This is a genomic window from Micromonospora sp. NPDC053740 (assembly GCF_040677775.1).
Lineage (GTDB): Bacteria > Actinomycetota > Actinomycetes > Mycobacteriales > Micromonosporaceae > Micromonospora > Micromonospora alfalfae.
Genome location: NZ_JBFASO010000007.1, coordinates 223,591 through 247,505 on the forward strand (window position 1 = coordinate 223,591; position 23,915 = coordinate 247,505).

Sequence of the window (23,915 nt, forward strand, 5' to 3'; positions counted from 1 at the left end):
AAGGATGAACAGGATGCTACAGCCGTACACCGAACTGGTCCCTCCCGACGCGTTTCCCGCCCCTTGTTCGCTGGTCAGCGACAGTCAGGGAAGAGGACGCAGAAGGGCCGCCCGGGGTGCCGGTGGCTCGTCGCGGCGGCGGCGTGGCAGGGTTGTCGGGTGACCGAACCCGTACCCGACCAGGCCGCTCCCGGCCTGGAGCTCGCCGGCCCCACCGACCCGGCCGACTGGTTGACCCTGCCCGACGTCGCCGAACGCCTCGACGTGTCGATCAGCAAGGTGCACCAGATGATCCGTGACCGGGAGCTGTTGGCGGTCCGCCGCGACGGCGTCCGCCGGATCCCAGCGGACCTGGTTGCCAACCAGACCGTGCTCAAGCACCTGCCCGGCGTGCTCAACCTGCTCGCCGACAACGGCTACGACGACGAGGCCGTCCTGCGCTGGCTCTACGAGCCGGACGACACCCTCCCCGGTGCCACCCCAGCCGCCGCACTCTCCGGCGATCAGGCCCGCGAGGTGAAACGCCGAGCCCAGGCCCAGGGCTTCTAACTCCGTACCCCCGCGTTGATCATGAGGTTGGTGGCGCGGCACGCCGAGGCGAAGGCCGCCAACCTCATGACCAAGCCTGGAGGCGGGGGCCGGGTGGGGTTAGTCGGACCGGCGGGTTGCGGCTATGGCCAGGTCGACCAGGGCTTGGCGGGCCTCGGTGTCGAGGTCGACGGCGGTCAGGGCGGCCAGGGCGGCGTCGGTGAGTGTGGTGATCCGCTGTTCGGTACGGGCCAGCGCCCCACTTCCCGAGATCACCTCGCGGAGCCGGGCCACGCCGTCCTCGTCCAGCTCCGGGTCGCCGAGCCGGCCGAGCAGCAGCTCACGACCCGCGTCGTCGGTGGCCTCCACCGTCGCCGCCACCAGATAGGTGCGCTTGCCCTCGCGTAGGTCGTCCCCGGCCGGTTTGCCGGTCAGCGCCGGGTCGCCGAAGACCCCCAGCACGTCGTCGCGGAGCTGGAACGCCTCGCCCAGCGGCAGCCCGTACGCCGAGTAGGCCGTCCGCACGTCCTCCGGCGCGTCGGCCAGCGCGGCGCCGAGCAGCATCGGGCGCTCAACTGTGTACTTGGCGGACTTGTACCGGGCGACCTTGCTGGCCCGTTCCACCGAGGTGTCCCCGGTGACCTGGGTGAGCACGTCGAGGTACTGCCCGACGGTGACCTCGGTGCGCATCTCGTCGAAGACCGGCCGGGCCCGGGCCAACGACCACAGGTCCAGGCCGGCGGAGTGCAGCAGCTCGTCGGACCAGACCAGACACAGGTCACCGAGCAGGATGGCCGCGGCGTCGCCGAAACCGTCCGGGTCGCCGCCCCAGCCAGCCTCCCGATGCCGGGTGGCGAAGCGTCGGTGCACCGCGGGCTCGCCGCGACGGGTGTCGGAACGGTCCATCAGGTCGTCGTGGATCAGGGCGCTGGCCTGGACGAACTCCAGCGCGGCCAGGGCGGTCAGCACCTGGTCGCCGTCCAGCCCGCCGGCCCCTCGGAACCCCCAGTACGCGAATGCGGGACGCAGTCGCTTGCCGCCGCCGAGCACGAACGCCTCGATCGCCTCGGCCACCGGACCCAACGCCTCGTCCACTGCGGCGAGCCGGACCCGTTGGCCGGCCAGGAACTCGGTGAGAGCCTTGTCGACCCGCTGCCGCAGGCCGGCGCGGTCGACGGGAGACACGGGAGCAGCGTGGGTCACGCCCCGACGCTAGCTGGTCGTCCGTGCTCGTGCTCCACCGCCACGCGTAGTCCCGCCGGTGCGCCCGGGACCCGCCCGCCCGGCCGGTCGCGCGCCGGCCGCCGCGGCGCGGCCCGGCCCGGTGGCCCGCGTCGAGCCGGCTCGACGGGTCGCCGCGGCGGCCTCCGCGAGCACCACCAGCGGCACGTCCAGGACGACGGCGAGCCAGCCGAGCCAGAACCCGCCCGGCACGCGACGCTGTCGCTCCCACCGGGAAACCTCGTGCCGACTCAGCGTCGGCACCCCGGCGGCGGCACACAACTCGGCGGCGGCTCGCTGCTGGCTCCAGCCACGGGCCAGTCGGCGCCGGGCCAGCAGCGGCCCGAGCTGCACGGGGCGCGGCGATGCGGGCGGGATCATGTGTCCTCCTGGCGGGCGTCGGTGCGGTGACGACCTACCCGCCCGACCGGACGGGACCGGCGTCACCGCTCGGTTGCTGACCCCCGCGCGGGATCAGGGGCCACCCCCGCCGCCCCTCCCGCACCGTCCCTTCCTACAGCGGAGGTACGACGCCTTTCCGCCGTCGGTCGAGGCGCGGTGCGACACCGTCCACCGGCTCACGGCGGACCCGGGCGACGTCGTCCACCGGGCTCACGGCGGACCCGGGCGAAGCCGCCCACCGGCTCACGGCAGACCGGCCGGTGCCGCCCACCGGACCGGGCGGCACCGGCCGCTGGGTGGGAAGGGCCTGGGTCCTGGTGCCATCGACCGCTAGAGTCGGGTCGTGGCGCTCGGTCTTCCCTCGACACTCCCCAATCCGCAGCCGGCGATCGGGGAGCTCATCCGTGAGCACCAGCCGACCTTCTCGTTCGAGTTCTTCCCGCCCAAGACCGAGGCGGGGGAGCAGCTGCTCTGGCAGGCCATCCGCGAGCTGGAGTCGCTGCGCCCGTCGTTCGTGTCGATCACGTACGGCGCCGGCGGCTCGACCCGGGACACCACAGTGGCGGTGACCGAGCGGATCGCCACCGAGACCACCCTGCTGCCGATGGCCCACCTCACCGCGGTCAACCACTCTGTCGCCGAGCTGCGGCACGTGGTCGGCCGGCTCGCCGGGGTGGGGGTGCGCAACGTGCTGGCTGTTCGTGGCGACCCCCCGGGCAACCCGGGCGGTGAGTGGATCCGTCACCCCGAGGGCGTGGACTACGCCGAGGACCTGGTCCGGCTGGTGCGTGACGCCGGCGACTTCAGCGTCGGCGTGGCGGCCTTCCCGTACAAGCACCCCCGCTCGCCCGATGTGGCCAGCGACACTGCCCAGTTCGTCCGTAAGTGTCGGGCCGGCGCGGAGTTCGCGGTCACCCAGATGTTCTTCGACGCCGACGACTACCTGCGGCTACGTGACCGGGTGGCCGCCGCCGGCTGTGACACCCCGATCCTGGCCGGCGTGATGCCGGTGACCCAGTTCAGCACGATCGAGCGATCCGTGCAGCTGTCCGGTGCGCCGTTCCCACCGGCGTTGGCGGCCCGCTTCGAACGCGTCGCCGACGACCCGGACGCCGTCCGCCGGCTCGGCATCGAGCAGGCCAGCGAGATGTGCCGCCGGCTGCTGGACGAGGGCGTGCCGGGGATCCACTTCATCACCCTCAACCGGTCCACCGCGACCCGCGAGGTCTGGCAGAACCTGAAGGCCGGCGCCCGCGTGTGAACGATGCGCCTGCGACACCTGTTGCCCGGCACGACGGTTGATCCGTGGTGGGCACACAGCTGAACTGGGATCAGTACGCCACGGCGTGGGCGCGGTTGCACGGCGGGTTCGACCCTCGGGTCGCCGCGCCGGTGGTGCGCGCCTGGCTGCGATTCGCGTACCACGTCGGATATGTGCTGGGTCGACTGCGGGTCAGCCCCACCGCTGTCACAGTGGCCGGGGTGCTGCTCTGCTTCTGCGTACCGTTGCTGGTGGGCCGGCCGGGGGACGGGCCGTTCCTCGGCGCGCTGTTCGTGCTGCTCGCCGCCGTGGCGGACAGCGTGGACGGTGCGGTGGCGGTCGCCACCGGCCGCACCACCCGGCTCGGCTACGTCTACGACTCGGTCGCCGACCGGCTCGGTGAGGTGGCGTGGCTGCTGGCGTTCTGGCTGGTGGGCGCGCCGGGTGGGCTGGTCGTCGCGGGCGGCGCGCTGTCCTGGTTGCACGAGTACGTCCGGGCGCGGGCGGTCGCCGCCGGCATGCGGGAGATCGGCGCGGTGACAGTGGGGGAACGCCCCACCCGGGTCTCGGTGGCGCTGGCCGGTTTGCTGGTCGCCGGGCTGGCCGGGCTGATCGAGCCGGACCTGGCCGCCGGCACCATCACCATGGCGACAGCGGTCTGGGTGCTGCTGGCCGGTTTCGGCCTGGGGCAACTGCTCTCCAGCATCCGCCGCGCCCTGCTCGACGCCGACTGAGTGAGCCAGCGGCCGCAGACACCGGCTGAAAGGCGCTGACCGGGACAGGCGCCGGCTGGAGTAGGCCGGGTCTACCAGGCGGGGCCGATCTCGTCGGCGACGATCTGCGCGGAGAGGGTCACCATCGGCAACCCGCCGCCCGGGTGGGTGGAACCACCCACGAGCCACAGCCCGTTCGCCGGCCCTCGGTTCGCCGGGCGGAGCAGCCCACCGGCGGTGCCGTAGATCGAGCCACCTGGCGCGCCGGTCGCCACGTCCAGGTCGGCCGGGGTACGGATCTCGCGGAACAGCAACCGGTCACGCACGTCCACGCCGCGCCGCGCCAACACGTCCAGGATCCGGTCGGCGTACGCGTCGGCCAGCCCCGGGCGTCGCCAGTCGACAGCGCCCGCGGCGGTGCCCTGCCGGGCGGCGTTGACCAGCACGAACCACGCCTCGTGTCCGGCTGGGCGGACCATCGGGTCGTCGGCCACTGTGACGAACACCGCCGGGTCGGCCGCCGGCCGGGCCCGTACACCGCGCCCGGGGTCACCGAATACCGCGTCGAACTCGGCGTCGTAGTCGTCCGGGAAGAAGACATTGTGGTGGGCCAGCCCGGTGCTGCCGGAGACGCCGAGCAGCAGCACGAAGCCGGCGAGGCTGCGGTCGGTCAGCGCGGCCAGCCGACGCGGGTGCGGCAGCAGGTCACGGTAGACGGTGAGCGCGTCCACGTTGGCCACCACCACGTCGGCGGGCACCGGGGTGGTGACGCCGGCGAGGCGTACCCCGTGCACCCGGCCGCCGGTGGCGTCGATCCGTGTGACAGTGGCGTCGGTCTGCACGACCACGCCGAGGTCCAGGCAGCGGGTCAGCAGCGCGTCGGCGAGCGTGCCCAGCCCGCCGCGCAGGTACCAGCCACCGAAGGCCAGCTCGGCGTAGGGGACTGCGACCAGCGCCGCCGGTGCCCGACGTGGGTCGGCGCCGGTGTAGGTGGCGTACCGGTCCAGCATCATCCGCAGCCGCGGGTCGGACAGGTGCCGGCGGCCCAGGCCGCGCAGACTGCGGCCCGGGGCGATGGCGGCCAGGTCGCCGACGCGCCAGGCCAGCGACGCGAGGTCGCGGGGGGAGTCGACGGTACGACGCAGGATGTCCCGTGAGGAGGCCTGCCACACCCGCGCCGCTCGGCGCCACAGCCGCTGCCAGTCGGCGGCCGCCCGGTCACCGAACGCGGCCCCGATCCGGGCGGTGAACTCCGCCGGGTCGGCGCACGAGTCCAGGGTCGGGCCACCGTCGGGAAAGATGTGTCGGACGATCGGGTCCAGCGGGACCAGGTCCAGGTATTCGTCGAGCTTCGCCCCGGTCGCCTCGAACAGGTCGTGGAAGACCTCGGGCAGGGTGAGCAGGCTCGGCCCGGTGTCGAAGTGGAACGACCCGGCCGGGGTGTCGTGCGCGTACCGGCCGAGTTTGCCGCCGACCGTGTCGGCCCGCTCGAAGACGGTCACCTGATGCCCGGTAGCGGCCAGCCGGGCGGCGGTGGCGAGGCCACCCACCCCGGCGCCGACGACCACGATCCGCGCCATGCCGCGTCCTCCCTAGCTGACCGGGCGGCCCCGCCAGGTCAGGCGGCGTCGCTTTCGCAGATGGTACGACCGCAGGGTCAGCCAACCGAGGACCACGACCGACACGGGGTGTGCGAGCGCGTCGGGCCACCACCGGCCACCGGTCGCGCGGGCGGTGAGCACCCGCCCGGCCACCCCGAGCACGTACGCGGCCAGGCCCACGGCGGCCACCCTCGGTGCGCCGGCCGCCGCACCCGTCAGCGCGATCAGCGGTGGGGCGGTGTAGAGCAGCAGCAGCGCCGCCACCACGGCTGCCGCCGCGCCCTGGTGCCCGAACGACGCCCAGAGCGACTTCGAGTACCCGTCGCGCAGTTGCGGCCAGTTGTCGTACATCCGGCAGGTGGCCAGCCGGGAGCCGTCGGCCAGGGCGATCCGCCCACCGGCCCGCTTGACCGCCCGGGCCAGCTCGACGTCCTCCAGGATCTTGTCGGCGACCGCGGCGTGCCCGCCGGCGGCGGTGTAGCCGGCCCGGTCCACCACCAGGAACTGCCCGCCCGCCGCGGCCAACGACGGCCGCGACGAGCGTTCCATCGCGCGCAGCGGCAGGAAGGTCAGCCAGAGCCACTGCAACAGCGGCTGCACCAACCGGTCGCCGGCCGTCGCCACCACGATCCGGGGGTACGGCGACAGCAGCGTCACCCGGGCGGCGCGCAACTCGGTGACGGCGGCGGCCACGGCGTGCGGGGCGAGCACCACGTCGGCGTCGACGAAGACCAGCGCGGTGGCGTCCGGGTCGGCCCGGGTGGCCAACTGCCAGCAGGCGTGCGGCTTGCCCAGCCAGCCCGGCGGTGGGGCGACCCCGGTGAGCAGCGTGACCCGGGGGTCGTCGCCGGCCACCGCGCGGACCACGTCGGCGGTGCCGTCGGTGGACCCGTCGTCGAGGACCACGACGCGTAGCCCTGGTACGCCCCGCTGGGCCAGTAGGGCGCGCAGGCAGGGCGTGACCCGGGTGGCCTCGTCGCGCAGCGGCAGCAGCACTGTGACCGGCTCGTCGACGTCGTCGGGCCGGTCGGTGGGTCGGCGCAGCCACCGGGTGGCGTTGAGCCAGGTGTGCCCGGTCAACGCGGCGACGGCGATGAGCAGGGCGAGCAGGACGGTCATCGGGTCGCGTCGACGCCGGGGCGGTGTGGCTGGTGGGCCTCCCGACCGGAGTCACCGCCCCGGCGGGCACGCAGGAGGGTCACCGTCAGGGGTACGGCGGTCACCGACATGCCGGCGGCGCCCCAGAGCGCCGAGGCGGGCAGGTCGAGGAAGACGGCGTGGGCCAGGATGCTGGAGAAGTACGTCCACAGGTACAGCGCGACCATCGGGTGGTCCCGCCGATCGGTGTGCGCGGTGGCCGGCCCGGCCAGCGGGCGCAGCGCGCTCATCATCAGCACCGCGAACAGCAGCCAGCCCAGGTAGTTGCTGACCGGAATGCCGGCCAGGCCGGGCAGGGCCGGGGTGGCGTCGCGCCAGACCCAGTAGCCCTCGGCCACCATCTGCGGGTCGAGGAAGAGGTCCCAGGCGGCCAGCCCCACGGTGGCCAGCGCGATCCGCCCCACCCATCGACCCACAGCGGGCCCGCTGCCGCTGACTGTCGGCCCGCTGCCGCCCGCCGTTGCGTCCCTGCCGCCGGTCAGTCGGACCGCTGCCAGCCAGGCCGGCCAGGCCATCCAGGTCCAGGCCAACGGAATGATCAGCGGCACGCCGGCCAGCTTGGGGCCCAGCTCTCCGGAGTAGTCGTAGCTGCCGAACGGCACGCCGGTGGCCACCCCGATCGCCTCGATCGCGAACCCGCCGCCGGTGGCCACCGCGACCAGCGCCGCCGCCACCCGTGGGCCCCGGCTGAGCAGCGCGTGGCCGACCGAGAGCAGCCAACCGAGGACGACGGTGGCCACTGTGAGCCCCGCCCGGGTGGCGCCGGTGGTGAGCGGGTAGCAGATCTGGGCGAGCACCAGGACGGCGAGCAGCGTCCAGGAGATCCGCCGGGTCATGACGCCGGTGGCTCGAGCGGCAGATCCCGACCGAGTACGCCGAACGGTCGCTCGTCGCCGGGGAAGTGGAAGTCGCGCAGCACGTCGACGAAGCCGAACCGTCGGTACAACCGCCAGGCCCGCGAGGTCTGCTCGTCGGCCTCCGGGGTGGACAGCAGCACGGTGTCGCCCTCCGCCATGCCGAGCAGCGCGCGTAGCTGACCGGTGCCCAGGCCGTGCCCCTGCGCCGGTGGCCGGACGTGCAACTCGACCACCTCGAAGCAGTGGGTGAGCCAGCGCGTGCGGGTCGGGGCGTCCAGTGCGCGGTGCACCTGGTCGTGCCACCACTGGCCGGAAGCGCCCAGGTAGCCGTAGCCGAAGCCGGCGAGGTGACCCTCGCTGGTCAGGCTGGCGACCGCCCGGAAGCCCGGCCGGCGGACGTGGGTGGCGATGTAACCGCGCCGGGCTTCCAGCAGATCGGTGCGGTATCCCATCGCCTCGCCGTAGACGGCCACCACGTCGTCCAGCCGCCGGACGAGATCGTCCGGCGTCCAGCGCACCAACCTCATGCCCGTCCACCCTTCACCGTTTCCGGGCCGCCGTCGGCGACCCACCCGAGCACCGACCGGTCGCCGACCACGTCGCGTACCTCGAACCGGGCGAACAGCTCCTCGGCGTACCAGCCCGCGGTGGGGGTTCGCATGATCGCCGCCCGATGCTCCGGGTGACGGTACGCGAACGCCACCAGGTCCGTCGGGTCGCGCCACACGCTCACCGTGCCCTGCCAACCCAGCGGGGCCTCTCCGACCCCGAACCGGGCCAGCAGGCCGGGCGCGTCGCGCAGGGCGGCGGCCACCGGCGGGATCGCCCGCCAGAAGGTGGCCGCCCGGCGGGCCCGCAGCCGGGCCCGGGTCAGTGCCAGCACCGGGCCGGTGACCCGGCCGCCCGACGGGTCGCCGAACGGTTGCTGGCCGGACCACTCGCCCCGGCTGGTCAACGGGCTTAGGTCGATTCGCGCCTGGGCGTGGGCGATGCGCGCCCAGGCCCGTCCGACCGGCGAGTCGTCGAAGCCGGCCGCCGCGGCGGGAGAGTCCCAGACGGTCAGCGCCGCCCACCGGGTCAGGTCGGCGTCCCGTGGCCCGAAGTCGGTGCCGGTTCCGGTGCCCAGCAGTTTGCCGAACCGGACGCCGGGGAGGGCCCGCAACCGGCGGGGGTCCATCGCCATCCGGGTCAGCGCCCGGGGCAGCGTGCCACGGGAGGTCCGCCACACGTGCAGCGTGACCAGTTCCGGAGCGGCACTGCTGCTTCGCTCGCTCACGCCACCTCGGCCGGGGTGCCGGCGGTGACCCGCAACAGCTCGGTGTAGGTGGTCGGGAAGACCGCCTGGGGTACGCCACCCGCGGCCCAGATCTCCGGGTACGCCGCCAGCGCCGTGTCCACCAGGGTGCGCAGCGGGTGGGGGTGCCCGAGTGGGGCGACCCCGCCGATCGGCTGCCCGGTGTGGGCCCGGACGAACTCCGGGGTGGCCCGGCGCAGTCGGGTGACGCCGATCGATGCCGCCAGACCGGCGGTGTCGACCCGGTGTGCGCCGGAGGTGAGGACGAGCAACGGCGTGTCGTCCGCGTCGAAGATCAGTGAGTTGGCGATCTGGCCGACCTCGACGTCGAGCGCCTCGGCGGCCGCCGCGGCGGTGTGTACCGCGTCGGGCAGCAGACGGACCATGCTGGGCTCACCGGCGCCGTCGAGCGTGCCGGCGGCGGTGAGCGCGTCCTGCACCGCCCGTACGTTCGGGTGTGGCTGCATCCCGCCATTCTTCCCGGTCCGTTGGTGGCCGGTTCAGTCGGCCGGCACGCTCGGCGCGTCACACGTTGCATTTTCGTCGGAGGGGAGGTGTACTGTCAGCAGCAGTTAGAACGAGTGTTCGATTGCCTCGAACGTCCGTTCCAACCAGCCGGAGCGCGGCGTTTCGCGGCGCCACCTCCGGGCGGTGCGGCTCCGCGGGCCGCACCTGGGTTTCCGGGCAGTCGCGAGCCTGGTCCCAACAGGCAGGAGCGTCGCCCACCGCCCACGACCCCCGGGCGGCGGGCGACGCACCCGCCGGTCCGCCGGCCGGGTGTGGTGTGGGGAAGCATCCACACCCGGCCGGCCACACCCGGTGCGTCTTCCTCCGCACCACCCCGACCTCGGCGTCTCGTCGGTGGCATCAGCCACCGCAGTGACGTCTCGGCCACGTGGAGGAGAGACATCCATGCCGACCAACCCGGCTCAGGCACCGACGGTGCCGGCGCACGTGCTGCCGCACCGCACCCCCGCCCAACTCCTCACGTTGGCCCGCCGTGGGCTGGTCGAGGCCGGCCAGACCCGACCTGACGGCCTGCGCTACGCAGCTGCCCACCTGGCCGCCCTGCGCGCGGCGGCGGCTCTGCTCGCCGCCCGGGCCCGACCCGCGCCGAGTCGACGCAACCGGATCACCAGCGTCTGGGTCCTCCTCTGCGCCGTCGCTCCCGAGCTCGACGAGTGGTCCCGGTTCTTCGCCGCGGGGGCCAGCAAGCGTGCCGCCGCCGAGGCCGGCATCCCCCGGGTGGTCAGCGCCCGGGAGGCCGACGATCTGCTCCGCGCTGCCGAACAGTTCGTCACGGTGGTGGAAACCGCGCTCGGCGTGGCCCACCAACCGGCCCTGGACGGCCTCGCCGCCTGATCCCGCCGTGCCACCGGCCGCCCTGCGGGGGGAGCCGGGCGGCCGGTGGCACGGCGTGCCGGTCCTGATCTGATCCACAGCAACGACGGGGGAGTTGGTCCAATGGCGGGCCGCATGGTGGTCGGTTCCGCCGCGCTGGCCGATCTGGTGCGCCCGGCGAGCGCGCCCGACCCGGTCGGTGGCCACCGAGTGCTGCCGGTGGTGCCCGAGCTGACCGGTCTGCTGCCCAACCGGGGTCTGCGCCGGGGCAGCACCATCGCGGTCGCCGCCGGCCAGCCCCGCCGCAGCGGTGGCACCTCGCTGATGCTGGCCCTGCTCGCCGAGGCGTCCCGGGCCGGCTCGTGGTGCGCCGTGGTCGGGGTGCCGACGTTCGGCGCGGGCGCGGCGGCTGAGTTGGGCATCGCCCTGGACCGGCTGGCCCTGGTGCCGAACCCCGGCCCCGAGTGGGCCACAGTGGTCGCCGCGCTGATCGACGGGGTGGACGTCGTGGTCACCACAGTGCCGGCCTCGGTCTCCGCCTCGGTCGCCACCCGGTTGGCGGCCCGGGCCCGGCAGCGCGGCAGCGTGCTCGTCCCGTACGGCCGGTGGGACGGCGCGGATGTGACGCTGCAGGTGGTCCGGGGAGTCTGGGAGGGGCTCGGGCTGGGCCGGGGGCGGTTGCGCCGCCGGGAGATCACCGTCTCGGCGCGCGGGCGCGGGGCAGCCGCCCGGCCCAAGGAGATCAAGGTCTGGCTCCCCGGTGACGAGCTGACCCGGGTGATCCCTCGTACGCTGCCGTCGCCCGTGGGCCGATCGGCCGCGCCACTCGCGCTGGTCGGTCGGGGATGACCGGCGCCCCGGCACGCACGCTGCTGCTGTGGTGCCCGGACTGGCCGGTGCTCGCCGCCGAGATCGTCGACGGGGTGCCGGCGACCGGCCCGGTCGCCGTGCTGCACGCCAATCGGGTGGTCGCCTGCTCCGAGCGGGCTCGCGCCGAGGGGGTGCGTCGAGGGCTGCGCAAGCGGGAGGCGCAGGGGCGCTGCCCGCAGCTCACCGTCGTGGAGTACGACCCCGGTCGGGACGCCCGGGCGTTCGAGCCGGTGGTCGCCGCGGTGGAGGAGTTGGTCGCCGGCGTCGAGGTGGTCCGTCCGGGGGCCTGCGCGGTGGCCGCCCGGGGGCCGGGCCGCTACCTCGGCGGTGAGGAGGCGGCCGCTGAGCGGATCATCGAGCACGTGGCGCAGTCGTGCCTGGTGGAGAGCCAGGTCGGCATCGCCGACGGGGTGTTCGCGGCCGGGTTGGCCGCTCGCGCCGGCCGGGTGGTGGCACCGGGTGGGACACCAGAGTTCCTGGCCGGGTTGCCGGTCGAGGCGCTCGGCCGGTCGGCGCTGGCCGACCTGCTGCGTCGGCTGGGCGTACGCACCCTCGGCGACTTCGCCGCCCTGCCGGCCGGCGACGTGCTGGCCCGGTTCGGGTTCGACGGTGCGCTGGCCCACCGGCTGGCCGCCGGGCGGGACCACCGCCCACTCGCCGTCCGGCAGCCGCCGGCCGACCTGACGGTGACCGCCGAGCACGACGAGCCGATCGACAGGGTCGACGCGGCGGCGTTCGTGGCCCGGGCGCTGGCCGAGCGGTTGCACGAACGGCTGGCCGGGCACGGGCTGGCCTGCACCCGGCTCGGCATCGAGGCGGTCACCGAGCACGGGCAGGAGCTGCACCGGGTATGGCGGCACGATGGCCTGCTCACCGCCTCGGCCATCGCCGACCGGGTGCGCTGGCAGCTCGACGGGTGGCTCTCCGGCAGCAACGGCCGCGCCGGTGCCCGGCCGGCCCGACCGACGGCCGGCATCATCCGGCTGCGACTGATACCGGACGGGGTGATCGCCCAGGCCGGTCTGCAGGCCGGCCTCTGGGGGGAGACCGGCGAGGAGCGGGAACGCGCGCACCGGGCGTTGAGCCGGGTGCAGGGCATCCTCGGCCCGGAAGCGGTGGTCACCGCGGTGCTCGGTGGTGGGCGCTCCCCGGCCGACCAGGTGCGACTGGTGCCGTGGGGCGACGAACGCGTCCCCGCCCGCCCTGGCCCGCCGGCCGATGCCGGCGCCGACCCGGGCACCGGCCGGGGTGGAGGCGGGGCTCCGCCGTGGCCAGGCCGGCTGCCGGCGCCCGCGCCGGCGGTGGTGCTGCCCAACCCGCTCGCGGCGACGGTGCACGACGCCGCCGGCGAGCCGGTGGTGATCAGCGCGCGGTTGGCGGTGAGCGCCCCACCGGCTCGGCTGGTGGTCGGCACCGGCCAGCCGGCGGAGATCGTGGGCTGGGCCGGCCCGTGGCCCGTGGACGAGCGGTGGTGGGCGCCGGTCGAGGCCCGTCGACGGGCCCGGTTCCAGGTCAGCCTGGCCGACGGTGCCGCCCTGCTGCTGGCCGTCGAGGCCGGGCAGTGGTTGGTGGAGGCGATCTATGACTGAGCCGGTGCTCCCCAGGTTTGCGGCGGATGCCCCGACGAGGGCGGCTCGATGAGCTTTCACAACCCGAAGATGCCCTGGTCGGAGCTGGAGCGGGTGCTCTCCGGGCGGGCCAGCGGCGGCGGCCGGTCGGGCGGCGGTCGGTCGCGTGAGGAGCGGCACCTGCACGTGGTGGACCCGCTCGCCGTGGACGCCGACGGCGGTGACTCCCCGGCCTGGAGCCGTAAGCGCCAGCAGTACGAGCCACCGGAGCTGACCCGCCCCGACGGCGTGGTGCCCTACGCGGAGCTGCACGCGCACACGAACTTCAGCTTCCTCGACGGCGCCAGCCACCCGGAGGAGCTGGCCGAGGAAGCGGCCCGGCTGGGGCTCACCGCGCTCGCCGTCACCGACCACGACGGCTTCTACGGGGTGGTCCGCTTCGCCGAGGCGGCTCGGACGCTGGGCCTGCCGACCATCTTCGGCGCGGAGCTGTCCCTCGGCCTGCCCGGCCCGCAGAACGGCGAGCCTGACCCGCACGGCGCGCACCTGCTGGTGCTCGCGCACGGCCACGAGGGGTACGCCCGGCTGGCCACCACCATCGCCCGCGCCCAGCTACGCGGCGGGGAGAAGGGCCGCCCGGATTACGGGGACCTGGAGGAGGTCGCCGCCGAGCTGCGTGACCATGTGCTGGTGCTGACCGGCTGCCGCAAGGGGCATGTGCCGGGGGCGCTGCTCACCGACGGGGTGGACGCGGCGGCCCGCGAGTTGGACCGGCTGACAGCGCTCTTCGGCGCGGAGACGGTGGCAGTGGAGCTGACCGACCACGGCCACCCCATCGACGCCGACCGTAACGACGCGCTCGCCGAGCTGGCCGCCGCGGCCGGGTTGCCGACGGTGGCCAGCAACAACGTGCACTACGCCAGCCCCGGCCGGCGTCGGCTGGCCACCACCGTCGCCGCGGTCCGGGCCCGACGCAGCCTGGACGAGATCGACGGCTGGTTGCCCGCGGCGGCCACCGCCCACCTGCGCAGCGGCGCGGAGATGGCGGCCCGGTTCGCCGCGTACCCGGGTGCGGTGGCGCGGGCCGCCGAGTTCGGCGCCGAGTTGGCCTTCGACCTTCAGCTCGTCGCGCCGCAGCTACCGGCGTACCCGGTGCCGCCGGGGCACACCGAGATGAGTTGGCTGCGGAAGCTGACAGCTGACGGGGCGCACGAGCGCTACGGGCCGCCGCAGGCGCACCCGACGGCGTACGCGCAACTCGACCACGAACTGAACATGATCGAGGAACTGGGGTTCCCCGGCTACTTCCTGGTGGTCTACGACATCGTCACGTTCTGCCGTGACCAGGACATCTACTGCCAGGGTCGGGGTTCGGCGGCCAACTCGGCGGTCTGCTACGCGTTGCGGATCACCAATGTGGACGCAGTCCGGCACCAACTGCTCTTCGAGCGGTTCCTCGCCCCGGAACGGGACGGCCCACCCGACATCGACGTGGACATCGAGTCCGACCGCCGGGAGGAGGTGATCCAGCACGTCTACACCCGTTACGGCCGGGAGCACGCCGCCCAGGTCGCCAACGTCATCTCCTACCGGCCCCGGTCGGCAGTGCGGGACGTGGCCAAGGCGTTCGGCTACTCGCCGGGGCAGCAGGACGCCTGGAGCAAGCAGATCGACAGGTGGGGCTCGGTCGCCACTGTCGATGTCGAGAACATCCCCGAGCAGGTGGTGGAGTACGCGAACGAGTTGCAGACGTTCCCACGGCACCTGGGCATCCACTCCGGCGGCATGGTGATCTGCGACCGGCCGGTGATCGAGGTCTGCCCGGTGGAGTGGGGGCGGATGCCCGGGCGCAGCGTCCTGCAATGGGACAAGGACGACTGCGCCGCTGTGGGCCTGGTCAAGTTCGACCTGCTCGGCCTGGGCATGCTCTCCGCCCTGCACTACGGCTACGACATGATCGGGTCCCGGCTCGACCTGGGTGACATGACCCTGGACGACCCGGAGGTCTACGACATGCTCTGCCGGGCCGACTCGGTCGGGGTGTTCCAGGTGGAGAGCCGGGCCCAGATGGCCACCCTGCCCCGACTCAAGCCCCGCGAGTTCTACGACCTGGTGGTCGAGGTGGCGCTGATCCGCCCCGGTCCGATCCAGGGCGGTTCGGTGCACCCGTTCATCCGCCGCAAGAACGGTCAGGAGCCGGTGACCTTCGCGCACCCGCTGATGCGCAACGCCCTGGAGAAGACCCTTGGTGTGCCGTTGTTCCAGGAGCAGTTGATGCAGCTCGCCATCGACCTGGCCGGCTTCGACGCGGCCGAGGCCGACCAGTTGCGCCGGGCGATGGGCGCGAAACGGTCGGTCGAGCGGATGACCCGGATCGCCGACCGGCTCTATGCCGGGATGGCCGAGCGGGGCATCACCGGTGAGCTGGCCGACGACGTCTACCGCAAGCTCACCGCGTTCGCCAGCTACGGCTTCCCGGAGAGCCACGCGATGAGCTTCGCCTACCTGGTCTACGCCAGTTCCTGGCTCAAGCGTTACCACCCCGCGCCGTTCCTGGCCGCGCTGCTCAACGCCCAGCCGATGGGTTTCTACTCGCCGCAGACCCTGGTCGACGACGCCCGCCGGCACGGGGTGGAGGTCCGTCGTCCGGACATCAACGCCAGCGGGGCCCTGGCGGTGCTGGAGTCCACCCCGGAGACCCGGTGGGGCAGCGGGCCGGGGGAGCCGCCGCACGCGTGGGGGCTGGGCGGCCCCGCCGTCCGGCTCGGCCTGTCCAGTGTGCGGACCCTCGGCGTCGACGTGGCCGAACGGATCGAGGCCGAACGGGCCGTCGGCGGGCCGTACCGGGACATGCCGGATGTGGCCCGGCGGGTCGGTCTCACCGCCGCGCAACTGGAGGCGTTGGCCACTGCGGACGCCTTCGCCTGTTTCGGGCTGACCCGGCGGCAGGCGCTGTGGGCCGCCGGCGCGGCGGCCCAGGACCGACCGGGTCGGCTGCCCGGCACTGTGACCGGCGCGGCGGCACCCACGCTGCCCGGGATGGAGGCGGTGGATCGGCTGGTCGCCGACGTGTGGGCCACCGGGCTGTCACCGGAGAGCCATCCCGCCCGGTTCATCAGGGGTCAGCTCGACGTGCTCGGCGCGGTGCCGATCGCCCGGCTCGGCAGGGTGGATCCGGGGCAGCGGATCCGGGTCGGTGGCATCGTCACCCACCGGCAACGCCCGGCGACGGCGGGCGGGGTCACCTTCCTCAACCTGGAGGACGAGACGGGGATGCTCAACGTCACCTGTTCGCCGGGGCTGTGGCAGCGCTACCGGCGGGTGGCGCGGACCAGCGCCGCGCTGGTGGTCCGGGGGCGGTTGCAGCGAAACGAGGGAGTGACCAACCTGATCGCCGACCGGCTGGACGCCATCGAGCCACCGGTGAGTCCGGCCTCCCGTGACTTCCGCTGATTCAGTGATCCACATTACGGTTTCCCGAGCCGTCGAGCGGGAGACTCGTCCCGAGCGGGCAGAGCGGCCCGTGATCCGTGAGGGGGAACGACAGTGACGGGAAATCACGCGTACACCGGTGGAATCGCCAACGCCCGGCGGACCCGACTGGGCACCGGCTGGGTGCCGTCGCACCTCGCCGACCCCCGCGAGTACGAGGTGACAAACGGTCCGGTGGCCAACGAGCGCCGGTCCCGGGCGGAGGACGAGGCCGAGGGCACCGAGGCCTGACCGGCCGCCGCGCCACGCACCGATCGGGCGTGTGGTGGGCGCCCCCCGCCACACGCCCGCACCACCACCGGGCCGGGTGACTAGGCTCGGCCGGGTGGAGCAGACCCCAGGCCGGTTCGCCGAGCCGCCGCTGACACCCCGCACCGCCGTGATCTGGTCGGTGCTCCGCGCCGAGCTGGACCGGCGCGGCGACGCCGAGCTCACAGTGCTGGACGTGGGCGGCGGCACCGGCGGTTTCGCCGTTCCGCTGGCCCGCGCCGGGCATCGGGTCACAGTCGTCGACGCCAGCCCCGACGCGCTCGCCGCGCTCACCCGCCGCGCCGCCGAGGCCGGGGTGGCCGACCGGATCGTCGCCGTGCAGGGCGACGGTGACGCCCTCGCCGGGCTGGTCGAGCCGGCCGGCGTCGACCTGGTGCTCTGCCACGCAGTCCTGGAGGTGGTCGACGACCCGACGCCGGTGGTGACCGCGCTGGCCACCGCGCTGCGCCCGGGTGGCGCGGCCAGTGTGCTGGTGGCCGGCCGGGCCGCCGCCGTGCTGGGCCGTGCGATGAACGGGCACCTGGACGTCGCGACCACCCTGGCCGCCGATCCGGCCGGCACCGCTGGCCCGCGCGACACGCTGCGCCGACGCTACGACGCCCCCGGCGCCGCCGCGCTGCTCGGCGCCGCCGGGCTGGTGGTCGAGGAGATCCACGGGGTACGCGTGCTGGCCGACCTGCTGCCTGCCGCTGTCGCCGATGGGCAGTCCGCCGCAGTGGTCGAGCTGGAACGTGCGCTGGCCGCCCAACCGCCGTACCGGGACCTGGCCGCCCAACTGCACCTGTTCGCCCGCCGGCCGGCATGACCGCCGAGGCCGGTGGCCGGCCGGCGCCGCTGGAGATCCTCGGGCCGGGCCACGGCGGGGGTCGCCTCGCCGACGTGCTGCCCAGCGCGCTGGCGGTGCTCGGGGTGCCCGGCTCGACCGACCCGCTGGGGCTCCGGCCCGCGCTGGCCGGGGTACGCCGGATCGCCGTGCTGCTCGTCGACGGGCTCGGCTGGTACCAGCTGCCGACCGCGGCCCCGTACGCGCCGACCATCGCCGGGCTCGCCGCGACTGTGGCCCGGCCGCTCATCGCCGGTTTCCCGTCCACCACTCCGACCAGCCTGGTGTCGCTGGGCACCGGTGCCGCGCCGGGCGCGCACGGCGTGCTCGGCTTCACAGTGCGGGTGCCCGGCACCGATCGGGTGCTCACCCACACCGACTGGGCCGCCGATCCGTCGCCGCTGCGCTGGCAGCCGGTGCCCACCCAGTTGGAGCGGGCCCGCGCTGCCGGGGTGACGACGAGCGTGGTGAGTCGGCCAGAGTTCGGCGGCAGCGGGTTGACGGTGGCAGCCAACCGGGGCGGCGACTTCCGGGGCGCCGCCGGCGGGGACGCGGTGGCCACCGCCATGTTGGCCGCGCTGGCCGCCGGGGCCGGGCCCACACTGGTCTCCGGCTACCACGCCGACCTGGACCGGCACGGCCACATCAGCGGCGTCGACTCGGCGCCCTGGCGGGTCGCCGCGACCGAGGTGGACGCCCTGGTGACCCGACTGGTCGACGGGCTGCCGCCGGACGCCGCGCTGCTGGTGACCGCCGACCACGGGCAGCTCGACATCCCTGCCGCGCACCGCTTCGACCTGGACACCGATCCGCGACTGCGCGCCGGCGTGCGGCTGGTGGCCGGCGAGGCCCGGGTGCGTTACCTGCACGTCGAGCCGGGCGCTGTCGACGACGTGCGGGCCGCCTGGTCGGAGGTGCTGGGCGCCACGGCCCGGGTACGCACCCGCGACGAGCTGGTGGCCACCGGCTGGTTCGGGCCGGTGGCCGAGGAGCACCTGGGCCGGATCGGCGACGTGGTGGCGATCTGCAACGACACGTACGCGGTCATGGCCAGTCGCACCGAGCGGCCGATGGCGTCGAAGTTGGTGGCCTACCACGGGTCGGACACCGCGGCGGAGCTGACAGTGCCGCTGTTGGTCGTCCGGGGCTGACCCGCTGACGGTTCGGCCCGCTGGCCGATGGTGGTGTCGTACCTCCGGGTTAACCTGCCGGGATGGGCCGCAGCCAGTCGTTGCCCCGGGGCGACGATCCGCGCTTCGGGCCGGACGCCGACGACTCCGCCAGCCCGATCCTGCACGTCGACATGGACGCCTTCTTCGCCGCCGTCGAGGTGCGTCGTCGCCCCGAGCTGCGCGGCCGGCCGGTGATCGTCGGCGGTGTCGGCCCGCGCGGGGTGGTCAGCTCGGCAAGCTACGAGGCCCGCCGGTACGGCGTCCGCAGCGCGATGCCGACCAGTCAGGCGAGGGCCCGCTGCCCCCACGCGGTCTACCTGCCACCGGATTTTTCCGCCTACACGGCCGCCTCCCGGGCCGTCATGCAGATCTTCCGAGACGTCACGCCGCTGGTGGAGCCGCTCTCCCTCGACGAGGCGTTCCTCGACGTGACCGGTGCCCGTCGGCTCTTCGGCTCTCCGGCCACCATCGCCCGGCTGATCCGTCGCCGAGTCGCCGACGAGCAGGCGTTGACCTGCTCGGTCGGGGTGGCGCCGACCAAGTTCGTGGCCAAGCTGGGCTCCACCCGGGCCAAGCCGGACGGCCTGCTGGTCGTGCCCCCGGGGCAGGTGCTCGACTTCCTGCACCCGCTGCCGGTGGACGCCCTGTGGGGGGTGGGGGAGCGCGCCGCCGAGGCGCTACGCCGGCTCGGCCTGAGCACAGTCGGCGACCTCGCCGAGGCGCCGGTGGGCATGCTCCGCCGAGCCGTCGGTGCCGCCTCGGCGTCGCACCTGCACGAGTTGGCCTGGGGGCGCGACCCGCGCGGGGTCAGCCCCGAGCACGTCGACAAGTCGATCGGCGCCGAGGTGACCTTCGACGTCGACGTGGCCGACCCGTTGGAGATCCGCCGCGCGTTGCTGGCGCTCAGCGCGAAGGTCGGTGTCCGGTTGCGCGGCTCCGAGCAGGTCGGGCGCACCGTCTCACTCAAGGTCCGGCTGGCCGACTTCCGCACCGTCAGCAGATCTCGCACCCTCGACGTTCCCACCGACACCGCCCGCGAGATGTTCGACACGGTCTGGGCGCTCTACACCGCGTTGGACCCCGGCGAGCGGATCCGACTCGTCGGTGTCCGGGTGGAAGGACTCGCCCCGTCGCAGGGCGCTCCCCGGCAACTCACCCTCGGCGCGCCCGAGCGTGGCTGGCGCGAAGCGGAAGCTGCCGCGGACGCCGCCGCTGCCCGTTTCGGGCGGTCCGTCATAGGTCCGGCCAGTCTGATGGGCGACCGTGATCCCCGTCGAAACGAAAATCCACCCCGCCCATAGGTCGTCCCGCTTTCCGACGCGCGACCCCCCTCGTAGACTTGCGGGTAAGCAGCCGGTTGGCTGCCACGGTCTGTCGGCCCGAGTGGGCCCGACCAACGTGACCGGGGAGGAGTGCCGTGCCGCTCTCGGAGCACGAGCAGCGGCTGTTCGAGCAGATCGAGCGGTCGCTTGCCGAGGACCCCAAATTCGCCTCGGCCGTGCGCGCCAGCGATCCGCGCTTCCATGCGCGGCGTCGCCTGCTCGTCGCCGCCGGCGTCATCATCGCTGGCTTGGCTCTACTGGTCTATGGCGCGGTGATCAAGACTCCACCGCTGGCGGTGGCGGGCTTCGTCGTCATGCTGGCGTCGGCCGCGTTCGCGGTGCAGTCGCACCGGCGGGCGCAGTCACCCGACCTGCACGTGGTGGGCGGCACGACGAGTCGTCGTCGTCCCCGCGGTGGCCGATCCGGTCGCCGGTCGTCAATCCTGGACCGCATGGAGGACAGGTGGCGGCAGCGCCCGGAGGGGCACCGCTGAGCCGGTCCCGCCGCTGAGGCGGGCCGTACGCCGCGACGAGCGGTCGCCGGGCACAGCCCCCGGCGACCTCCGTCGTATCCGCGCGCCCTTACCCGGTTCGCGTCCTCTTCGCTGCGCCTTCTCCCGCGTGATCGTGCTTGGTCTGGGGTCTTCTCCCGCGCCTTCTTCCGCGTGATCGTGCTTGGTCTGGGGTCTTCTCCCGCGCCTTCTTCCGCGTGATCGTGCTTGGTCTGGGGTCTTCTCCCGCGCCCGCGCCCGCGCCCGCGCCCGCGCCCGCGCCCGCGCCCGCGCCCGCGCCCGCGCCCGCGCCCGCTCCCGCGCCCGCTCCCGCGTGATCGTGCTCGGTCCGTGGTCTTCTCCCGCGCCCGCTCCCGCATGATCGTGCTCGATCCTGGAAGTAGTGGCATCGTGTGCGAGGGGAGGGGCCTCTTTCCTGGATCGAGCACGACCTTGGGCGGTCCCGGTAGTCGTTGAGCCGCTGCGCCGCCCGGTCGAATCCGCGCGGAACGACGTCGCCCCGACCAGCGGCATGATCGACTCGAGTTCCGCGTGATCGGGGGCACCTGGCCACCGGAGACCGCGACTTCACCGCGCCACTGCGCAGACCCGACGTCGCCGCCACTGCGCAGACCCGACGTCGCCGCCACTGCGCAGACCCGACGTCGCCGCCACTGCGCAGACCCGACGTCGCCGCCACTGCGCAGACCCGCCGTCGCCGCCACTGCGCAGACCCGACGTCGCCGCCACTGCGCAGACCCGCCGTCGCCCCGGCCTACGCCTCGCTCGGCCCGAGCGGCCTACGCCCCGCGCGGCCCGCGCGGCCCGCGCGGCCTACGCCCTACTCGGCTACGCCTCACCCCGACACGGTGCCGCTGCGCCGGACCGGCGCACCCACCCCGGCGCACTCACCCCGGCGCACCCACCCTGGCGCACCCATGATCACTCGATGAGCAGCAGCTGCCAGAAGCTCTGCAACTACTGATCATCAAGTGATGGTGAGCGGCGGCGGGTGCGCCGGAGCGTTGGTGCGGGGGTGGGTGCGTTGGGTTTCGGTCAGCGTGCGGCCCGGTCGGCCAGCAGCCGACGAGGGTTCCACCGCAGCAGTCGGTACCGGGCCTGACCGGTCAGCGCCACCATCCGGCTGGACCTGTCGGCCATGGCGGTGCGCCAGCGCAGCAGCACCGAGGGCGGCAGCACGGCGGCGAGGAGGCGGGTCCGCCGGTCCGCCCGTGTCGCGAGCGCCGCACGGACCGCGCGTAGCGCCGGCAGCAACCGCTCACCGGTCAGCGGATCCCGCGCGTAGCGGGCCCGCTCCTCCGCCCGGCCGAGCAGCCGCGCGGACCCGATCGCGTCGTCATCGTCGAGGGAGTCCCGGACAAGCCGGTCCGCTGTCGCCCTGGGCGTCTCGGTCGGATCGACCGGGACCCGGAAGTCCACAAGCGTGTCGAGCAGTTCCGCCCAGGCGGCGTGCGCGTCCGCGCGGGCCTGGTTGGCGTCCGCGCTGACCATCACCGGACGTGCCCCCGGCTCCGTGCCGCCGTCGACCCTCGCGGAGGCCATCGCCCCGCTCGCCGCGCGGCCACTGCGTCGGCGGCGCAGGGTCATCCGGCGCAGGGCGGGCACCGCGAGCAGCACCAGCAGGGCCACCAGGCCCGCTGCCCACCAGGGCCAGACCGGTGGCTGCTCGTTCGGCGTCGCCCCGCCGAGGGAGAGCCCTTCGTCGGTGTCCCGGTCGGCGTTGTCCTGGCCGGTCGGCTCCGTCGAGGTGCCCGGGTCCGTCGGGGCGCTCGTGGCGTCGCTGCTCGGGCTGGGCGCCTCCGGCGCGTCAGTGTCCGGTGCCCAGGCTGACCGGGTGGAGCCGGGCACCCCGTACGCCGGGGTGGCGTCGAACGGCACCCAACCAGCCCCGTCGAAGTAGACCTCGGTCCAGGCGTGCAGGTTGAGGTTGGTCAGCGTGAAGGTGTCGCCGTCGCGCTTGCTGCCGTTGGTGAACCCGAACGCCACCCGGGCCGGAATGCCGGCCGAGCGGACCAGCCAGGCCATCGCGGCGGCGTACTGCTGGCAGTAGCCGACCTTGTTGGTCAAGAAGTTGACGATGTCCTGACCGCTGCTGCCGCTCTCGGTGCTCAACCGGTAGCTGAAGCCGTTGTCCGCCGAAAAGTGCCGGTAGATCGACAGCACCCGGTCGTAGTCCGTGCGCTTGCCCTGGATCAGCCCCTTGACCAGCTCCTCCACCTCGGGCACCGGCCCGGGGGTAGCGGTCATCTGTCGGCGTACGGGGTGTTCGGTCGGCAGCGGCTTCGCGGCCCGCAACGCCTCAGGCGTGAACGTCGAGCGGACGTAGTCGAAGGAGTACTTCCGACCGCGGGAGTTCTCCCGGTTGGAGAAGACGACCTGCTGGTTGGTGTCGTAGAGCCAGTTGTCGCTGAGGTCGTCGGCGCGGGTCGGCTCGGCGTACACCGGCATCAGCGACATGCTCAGGCTCTTGGTGACCTCGACGGTCGCCTGGTAGGTGGTCTGCTGCACGCCTGGACCGGCCCGGTCGGCCGGGTTCGGCAGGTCCCTGTTGACCGACCGGCCGCTGGGGTTGCGCGCCTGGAAACCAGCGGGGCGAAGCTCGTCGGCGACCGCGTAACGCAGGTAGAACGGGTTCTGCTCGGACGTCTTCACCTTCACCAGGTCGGCTACCTGGGACTGGTTGAGTTGGCCGGCGAGCGAGGCGAACAGGTCGATCCGACCCGACGTGCCGCCCGAACCGGACCCGTTGCCGGTGCCATTGCCCGGCCCTCGGCTGAGCGAGTCGAGCAGCCCGCCGGTCATGCCGGGCACCGCCAGCGGCAGCACCACCGCCAGCGCCACCCCGACCGCCGCGAGCCGACGGCCGGCGGAGGCCAGCGGAGAGGCCTCCCACACGTCGACGTCGCGGCCATCACCGGTGAACCGGCGCCCGAAGCGACGGACCCGGTCGACGTTGTCGGTGACCAGCAGCCAGAGGTAACCGGCGGCGCCCACCACGAACGGCACCGCGGGGACGCTGTCCACGTAGACGGCGACCGGCACCGAGTAGATGGCGAGCATCGGCAGCCCCGCCAGCGCGGGCCGGCGCAGCCCAACGGCCAGTACGTCCACCAGCACGGCGACTCCGCCGACGCCGAGCACGGCGATGAACAGCAGCGGGTCAGTGTCCGGGACCTCGACCCCGTACGAGCGCATGTCCTGCATGGAGCCGGCGAGCAGGTCGCCGAAGTACGCGAACGTGCCCGGGGTGGGCAGGATCGCGAGCAGCTCCTGGCCGCTGGGGAACAACCAGGTCAGGGCGAGCATCAGGCCGGCCAGCATGCCCAGCACCTGACCCCACAGCGGTGCCCGGGCGAGGCGGGTCAGCGCGGCCACCCCGGCCACCACGGCGACCGCGATGATGGACTCGATCAACCACGTCCAGCCCTGGAAGATGGCCGACAGCGGCGCGGCGGCCAGCAGCGTGGCAGCGGCCGCCACCATGCCGATGTTCCGACTGCTGATCATGAG

Annotated in this window: 21 protein-coding genes; 12 read left to right on the plus strand and 9 right to left on the minus strand. The window is 74.0% G+C overall.

The genetic code is table 11. The annotated features are described in order from the left end of the window. Positions 1–159: 159 nt before the first annotated feature. Positions 160–549, plus strand: coding sequence for an Rv2175c family DNA-binding protein (locus AB0K35_RS20115; protein ID WP_091408069.1), 390 nt, complete (start codon positions 160–162; stop codon positions 547–549). A gap of 99 nt (positions 550–648) precedes the next feature. Here the strand turns inward: AB0K35_RS20115 and AB0K35_RS20120 are convergent, their stop codons facing one another. Continuing rightward, positions 649–1,731, minus strand: coding sequence for a polyprenyl synthetase family protein (locus AB0K35_RS20120; RefSeq protein ID WP_238667403.1), 1,083 nt, complete (start codon positions 1,729–1,731; stop codon positions 649–651). Between the two features lie 9 nt (positions 1,732–1,740). Then, positions 1,741–2,130: a helix-turn-helix domain-containing protein gene (locus AB0K35_RS20125; RefSeq protein WP_363886794.1), complete on the minus strand. Its 390-nt coding sequence runs from the start codon at positions 2,128–2,130 to the stop codon at positions 1,741–1,743. Positions 2,131–2,494: 364 nt separating this feature from the next. On the opposite strand from AB0K35_RS20125, the gene metF reads away from it, so the two are divergent. Next, positions 2,495–3,412 (plus strand): methylenetetrahydrofolate reductase [NAD(P)H], encoded by a 918-nt coding sequence (gene metF / locus AB0K35_RS20130; RefSeq protein WP_112623915.1) that lies wholly within the window; start codon positions 2,495–2,497, stop codon positions 3,410–3,412. Between the two features lie 44 nt (positions 3,413–3,456). Further along, complete coding sequence (locus tag AB0K35_RS20135) at positions 3,457–4,146, plus strand: CDP-alcohol phosphatidyltransferase family protein (protein ID WP_112582773.1); 690 nt, start codon at positions 3,457–3,459, stop codon at positions 4,144–4,146. A gap of 71 nt (positions 4,147–4,217) precedes the next feature. Here the strand turns inward: AB0K35_RS20135 and crtI are convergent, their stop codons facing one another. The 6 genes from crtI to AB0K35_RS20165 are packed head-to-tail and all read right to left on the minus strand — an operon-like array spanning position 4,218 to position 9,502. After that, positions 4,218–5,705, minus strand: a complete 1,488-nt coding sequence (gene crtI / locus AB0K35_RS20140; protein WP_238667401.1) for a phytoene desaturase family protein — start codon at positions 5,703–5,705, stop codon at positions 4,218–4,220. A 12-nt stretch (positions 5,706–5,717) separates the two neighbouring features. Next, a complete protein-coding gene (locus AB0K35_RS20145; protein ID WP_357362909.1) occupies positions 5,718–6,845 on the minus strand; it encodes a glycosyltransferase in 1,128 nt (375 codons plus the stop codon). Next, positions 6,842–7,720 (minus strand): carotenoid biosynthesis protein, encoded by an 879-nt coding sequence (locus AB0K35_RS20150; protein WP_363886797.1) that lies wholly within the window; start codon positions 7,718–7,720, stop codon positions 6,842–6,844. Before AB0K35_RS20150 ends, AB0K35_RS20145 begins: the two co-directional genes overlap by 4 nt. Next, a complete protein-coding gene (locus tag AB0K35_RS20155; protein ID WP_124817698.1) occupies positions 7,717–8,268 on the minus strand; it encodes a GNAT family N-acetyltransferase in 552 nt (183 codons plus the stop codon). Before AB0K35_RS20155 ends, AB0K35_RS20150 begins: the two co-directional genes overlap by 4 nt. After that, entirely contained in the window at positions 8,265–9,017 is a 753-nt protein-coding gene (locus AB0K35_RS20160) for a monooxygenase (protein ID WP_238667398.1), read from the minus strand. Before AB0K35_RS20160 ends, AB0K35_RS20155 begins: the two co-directional genes overlap by 4 nt. Next, the gene (locus AB0K35_RS20165; protein ID WP_357362902.1) at positions 9,014–9,502 is read right to left on the minus strand and encodes a YbaK/EbsC family protein; all 489 of its coding nucleotides are present in this window, start codon (positions 9,500–9,502) and stop codon (positions 9,014–9,016) included. Before AB0K35_RS20165 ends, AB0K35_RS20160 begins: the two co-directional genes overlap by 4 nt. Positions 9,503–9,947: 445 nt before the next feature. Here AB0K35_RS20165 and AB0K35_RS20170 point away from each other — a divergent pair, with 445 nt between their 5' ends. The 9 genes from AB0K35_RS20170 (at position 9,948) to AB0K35_RS20210 (ending at position 20,387) form a co-directional block, all read left to right on the plus strand. Next, positions 9,948–10,397, plus strand: coding sequence for an SAV_6107 family HEPN domain-containing protein (locus tag AB0K35_RS20170; protein ID WP_007463070.1), 450 nt, complete (start codon positions 9,948–9,950; stop codon positions 10,395–10,397). A gap of 102 nt (positions 10,398–10,499) precedes the next feature. Beyond that, positions 10,500–11,225, plus strand: coding sequence for a hypothetical protein (locus tag AB0K35_RS20175; RefSeq protein WP_196918923.1), 726 nt, complete (start codon positions 10,500–10,502; stop codon positions 11,223–11,225). After that, positions 11,222–12,835 (plus strand): DNA polymerase Y family protein, encoded by a 1,614-nt coding sequence (locus AB0K35_RS20180; protein WP_238667396.1) that lies wholly within the window; start codon positions 11,222–11,224, stop codon positions 12,833–12,835. The genes AB0K35_RS20175 and AB0K35_RS20180 overlap by 4 nt, the downstream gene beginning before the upstream one ends. A 48-nt stretch (positions 12,836–12,883) precedes the next feature. Continuing rightward, positions 12,884–16,267 (plus strand): error-prone DNA polymerase, encoded by a 3,384-nt coding sequence (locus AB0K35_RS20185; RefSeq protein WP_363886800.1) that lies wholly within the window; start codon positions 12,884–12,886, stop codon positions 16,265–16,267. Between the two features lie 93 nt (positions 16,268–16,360). Continuing rightward, positions 16,361–16,537, plus strand: a complete 177-nt coding sequence (locus tag AB0K35_RS20190; RefSeq protein ID WP_167492956.1) for a hypothetical protein — start codon at positions 16,361–16,363, stop codon at positions 16,535–16,537. Between the two features lie 76 nt (positions 16,538–16,613). Continuing rightward, positions 16,614–17,381, plus strand: a complete 768-nt coding sequence (locus tag AB0K35_RS20195) for a methyltransferase domain-containing protein (RefSeq protein ID WP_357362897.1) — start codon at positions 16,614–16,616, stop codon at positions 17,379–17,381. After that, positions 17,378–18,550 carry a nucleotide pyrophosphatase/phosphodiesterase family protein gene (locus tag AB0K35_RS20200; protein ID WP_363886803.1) on the plus strand — a complete coding sequence of 391 codons (1,173 nt, stop codon included), beginning with the start codon at positions 17,378–17,380 and terminating at the stop codon, positions 18,548–18,550. The genes AB0K35_RS20195 and AB0K35_RS20200 overlap by 4 nt, the downstream gene beginning before the upstream one ends. Positions 18,551–18,612: 62 nt before the next feature. Continuing rightward, positions 18,613–19,872: a DNA polymerase IV gene (locus AB0K35_RS20205; RefSeq protein ID WP_238667392.1), complete on the plus strand. Its 1,260-nt coding sequence runs from the start codon at positions 18,613–18,615 to the stop codon at positions 19,870–19,872. A 116-nt stretch (positions 19,873–19,988) separates the two neighbouring features. Continuing rightward, positions 19,989–20,387, plus strand: a complete 399-nt coding sequence (locus AB0K35_RS20210; protein WP_030334542.1) for a DUF3040 domain-containing protein — start codon at positions 19,989–19,991, stop codon at positions 20,385–20,387. A gap of 1,053 nt (positions 20,388–21,440) precedes the next feature. Here AB0K35_RS20210 and AB0K35_RS20215 read toward each other — a convergent pair. Continuing rightward, positions 21,441–23,912 carry a DUF3488 and transglutaminase-like domain-containing protein gene (locus AB0K35_RS20215; RefSeq protein ID WP_238667391.1) on the minus strand — a complete coding sequence of 824 codons (2,472 nt, stop codon included), beginning with the start codon at positions 23,910–23,912 and terminating at the stop codon, positions 21,441–21,443. Positions 23,913–23,915 lie beyond the last annotated feature (3 nt).

Excerpts from the sequence above, each read along its gene's own strand:
- AB0K35_RS20125 (WP_363886794.1), bottom strand. The coding sequence starts at position 2,130 with ATGATCCCGCCCGCATCGCCGCGCCCCGTGCAGCTCGGGCCGCTGCTG.
- crtI (WP_238667401.1), bottom strand. The coding sequence starts at position 5,705 with ATGGCGCGGATCGTGGTCGTCGGCGCCGGGGTGGGTGGCCTCGCCACC.
- AB0K35_RS20145 (WP_357362909.1), bottom strand. The coding sequence starts at position 6,845 with ATGACCGTCCTGCTCGCCCTGCTCATCGCCGTCGCCGCGTTGACCGGG.
- AB0K35_RS20150 (WP_363886797.1), bottom strand. The coding sequence starts at position 7,720 with ATGACCCGGCGGATCTCCTGGACGCTGCTCGCCGTCCTGGTGCTCGCC.
- AB0K35_RS20155 (WP_124817698.1), bottom strand. The coding sequence starts at position 8,268 with ATGAGGTTGGTGCGCTGGACGCCGGACGATCTCGTCCGGCGGCTGGAC.
- AB0K35_RS20165 (WP_357362902.1), bottom strand. The coding sequence starts at position 9,502 with ATGCAGCCACACCCGAACGTACGGGCGGTGCAGGACGCGCTCACCGCC.
- AB0K35_RS20170 (WP_007463070.1), top strand. The coding sequence starts at position 9,948 with ATGCCGACCAACCCGGCTCAGGCACCGACGGTGCCGGCGCACGTGCTG.
- AB0K35_RS20175 (WP_196918923.1), top strand. The coding sequence starts at position 10,500 with ATGGCGGGCCGCATGGTGGTCGGTTCCGCCGCGCTGGCCGATCTGGTG.
- AB0K35_RS20180 (WP_238667396.1), top strand. The coding sequence starts at position 11,222 with ATGACCGGCGCCCCGGCACGCACGCTGCTGCTGTGGTGCCCGGACTGG.
- AB0K35_RS20185 (WP_363886800.1), top strand. The coding sequence starts at position 12,884 with ATGAGCTTTCACAACCCGAAGATGCCCTGGTCGGAGCTGGAGCGGGTG.
- AB0K35_RS20200 (WP_363886803.1), top strand. The coding sequence starts at position 17,378 with ATGACCGCCGAGGCCGGTGGCCGGCCGGCGCCGCTGGAGATCCTCGGG.
- AB0K35_RS20205 (WP_238667392.1), top strand. The coding sequence starts at position 18,613 with ATGGGCCGCAGCCAGTCGTTGCCCCGGGGCGACGATCCGCGCTTCGGG.
- AB0K35_RS20215 (WP_238667391.1), bottom strand. The coding sequence starts at position 23,912 with ATGATCAGCAGTCGGAACATCGGCATGGTGGCGGCCGCTGCCACGCTG.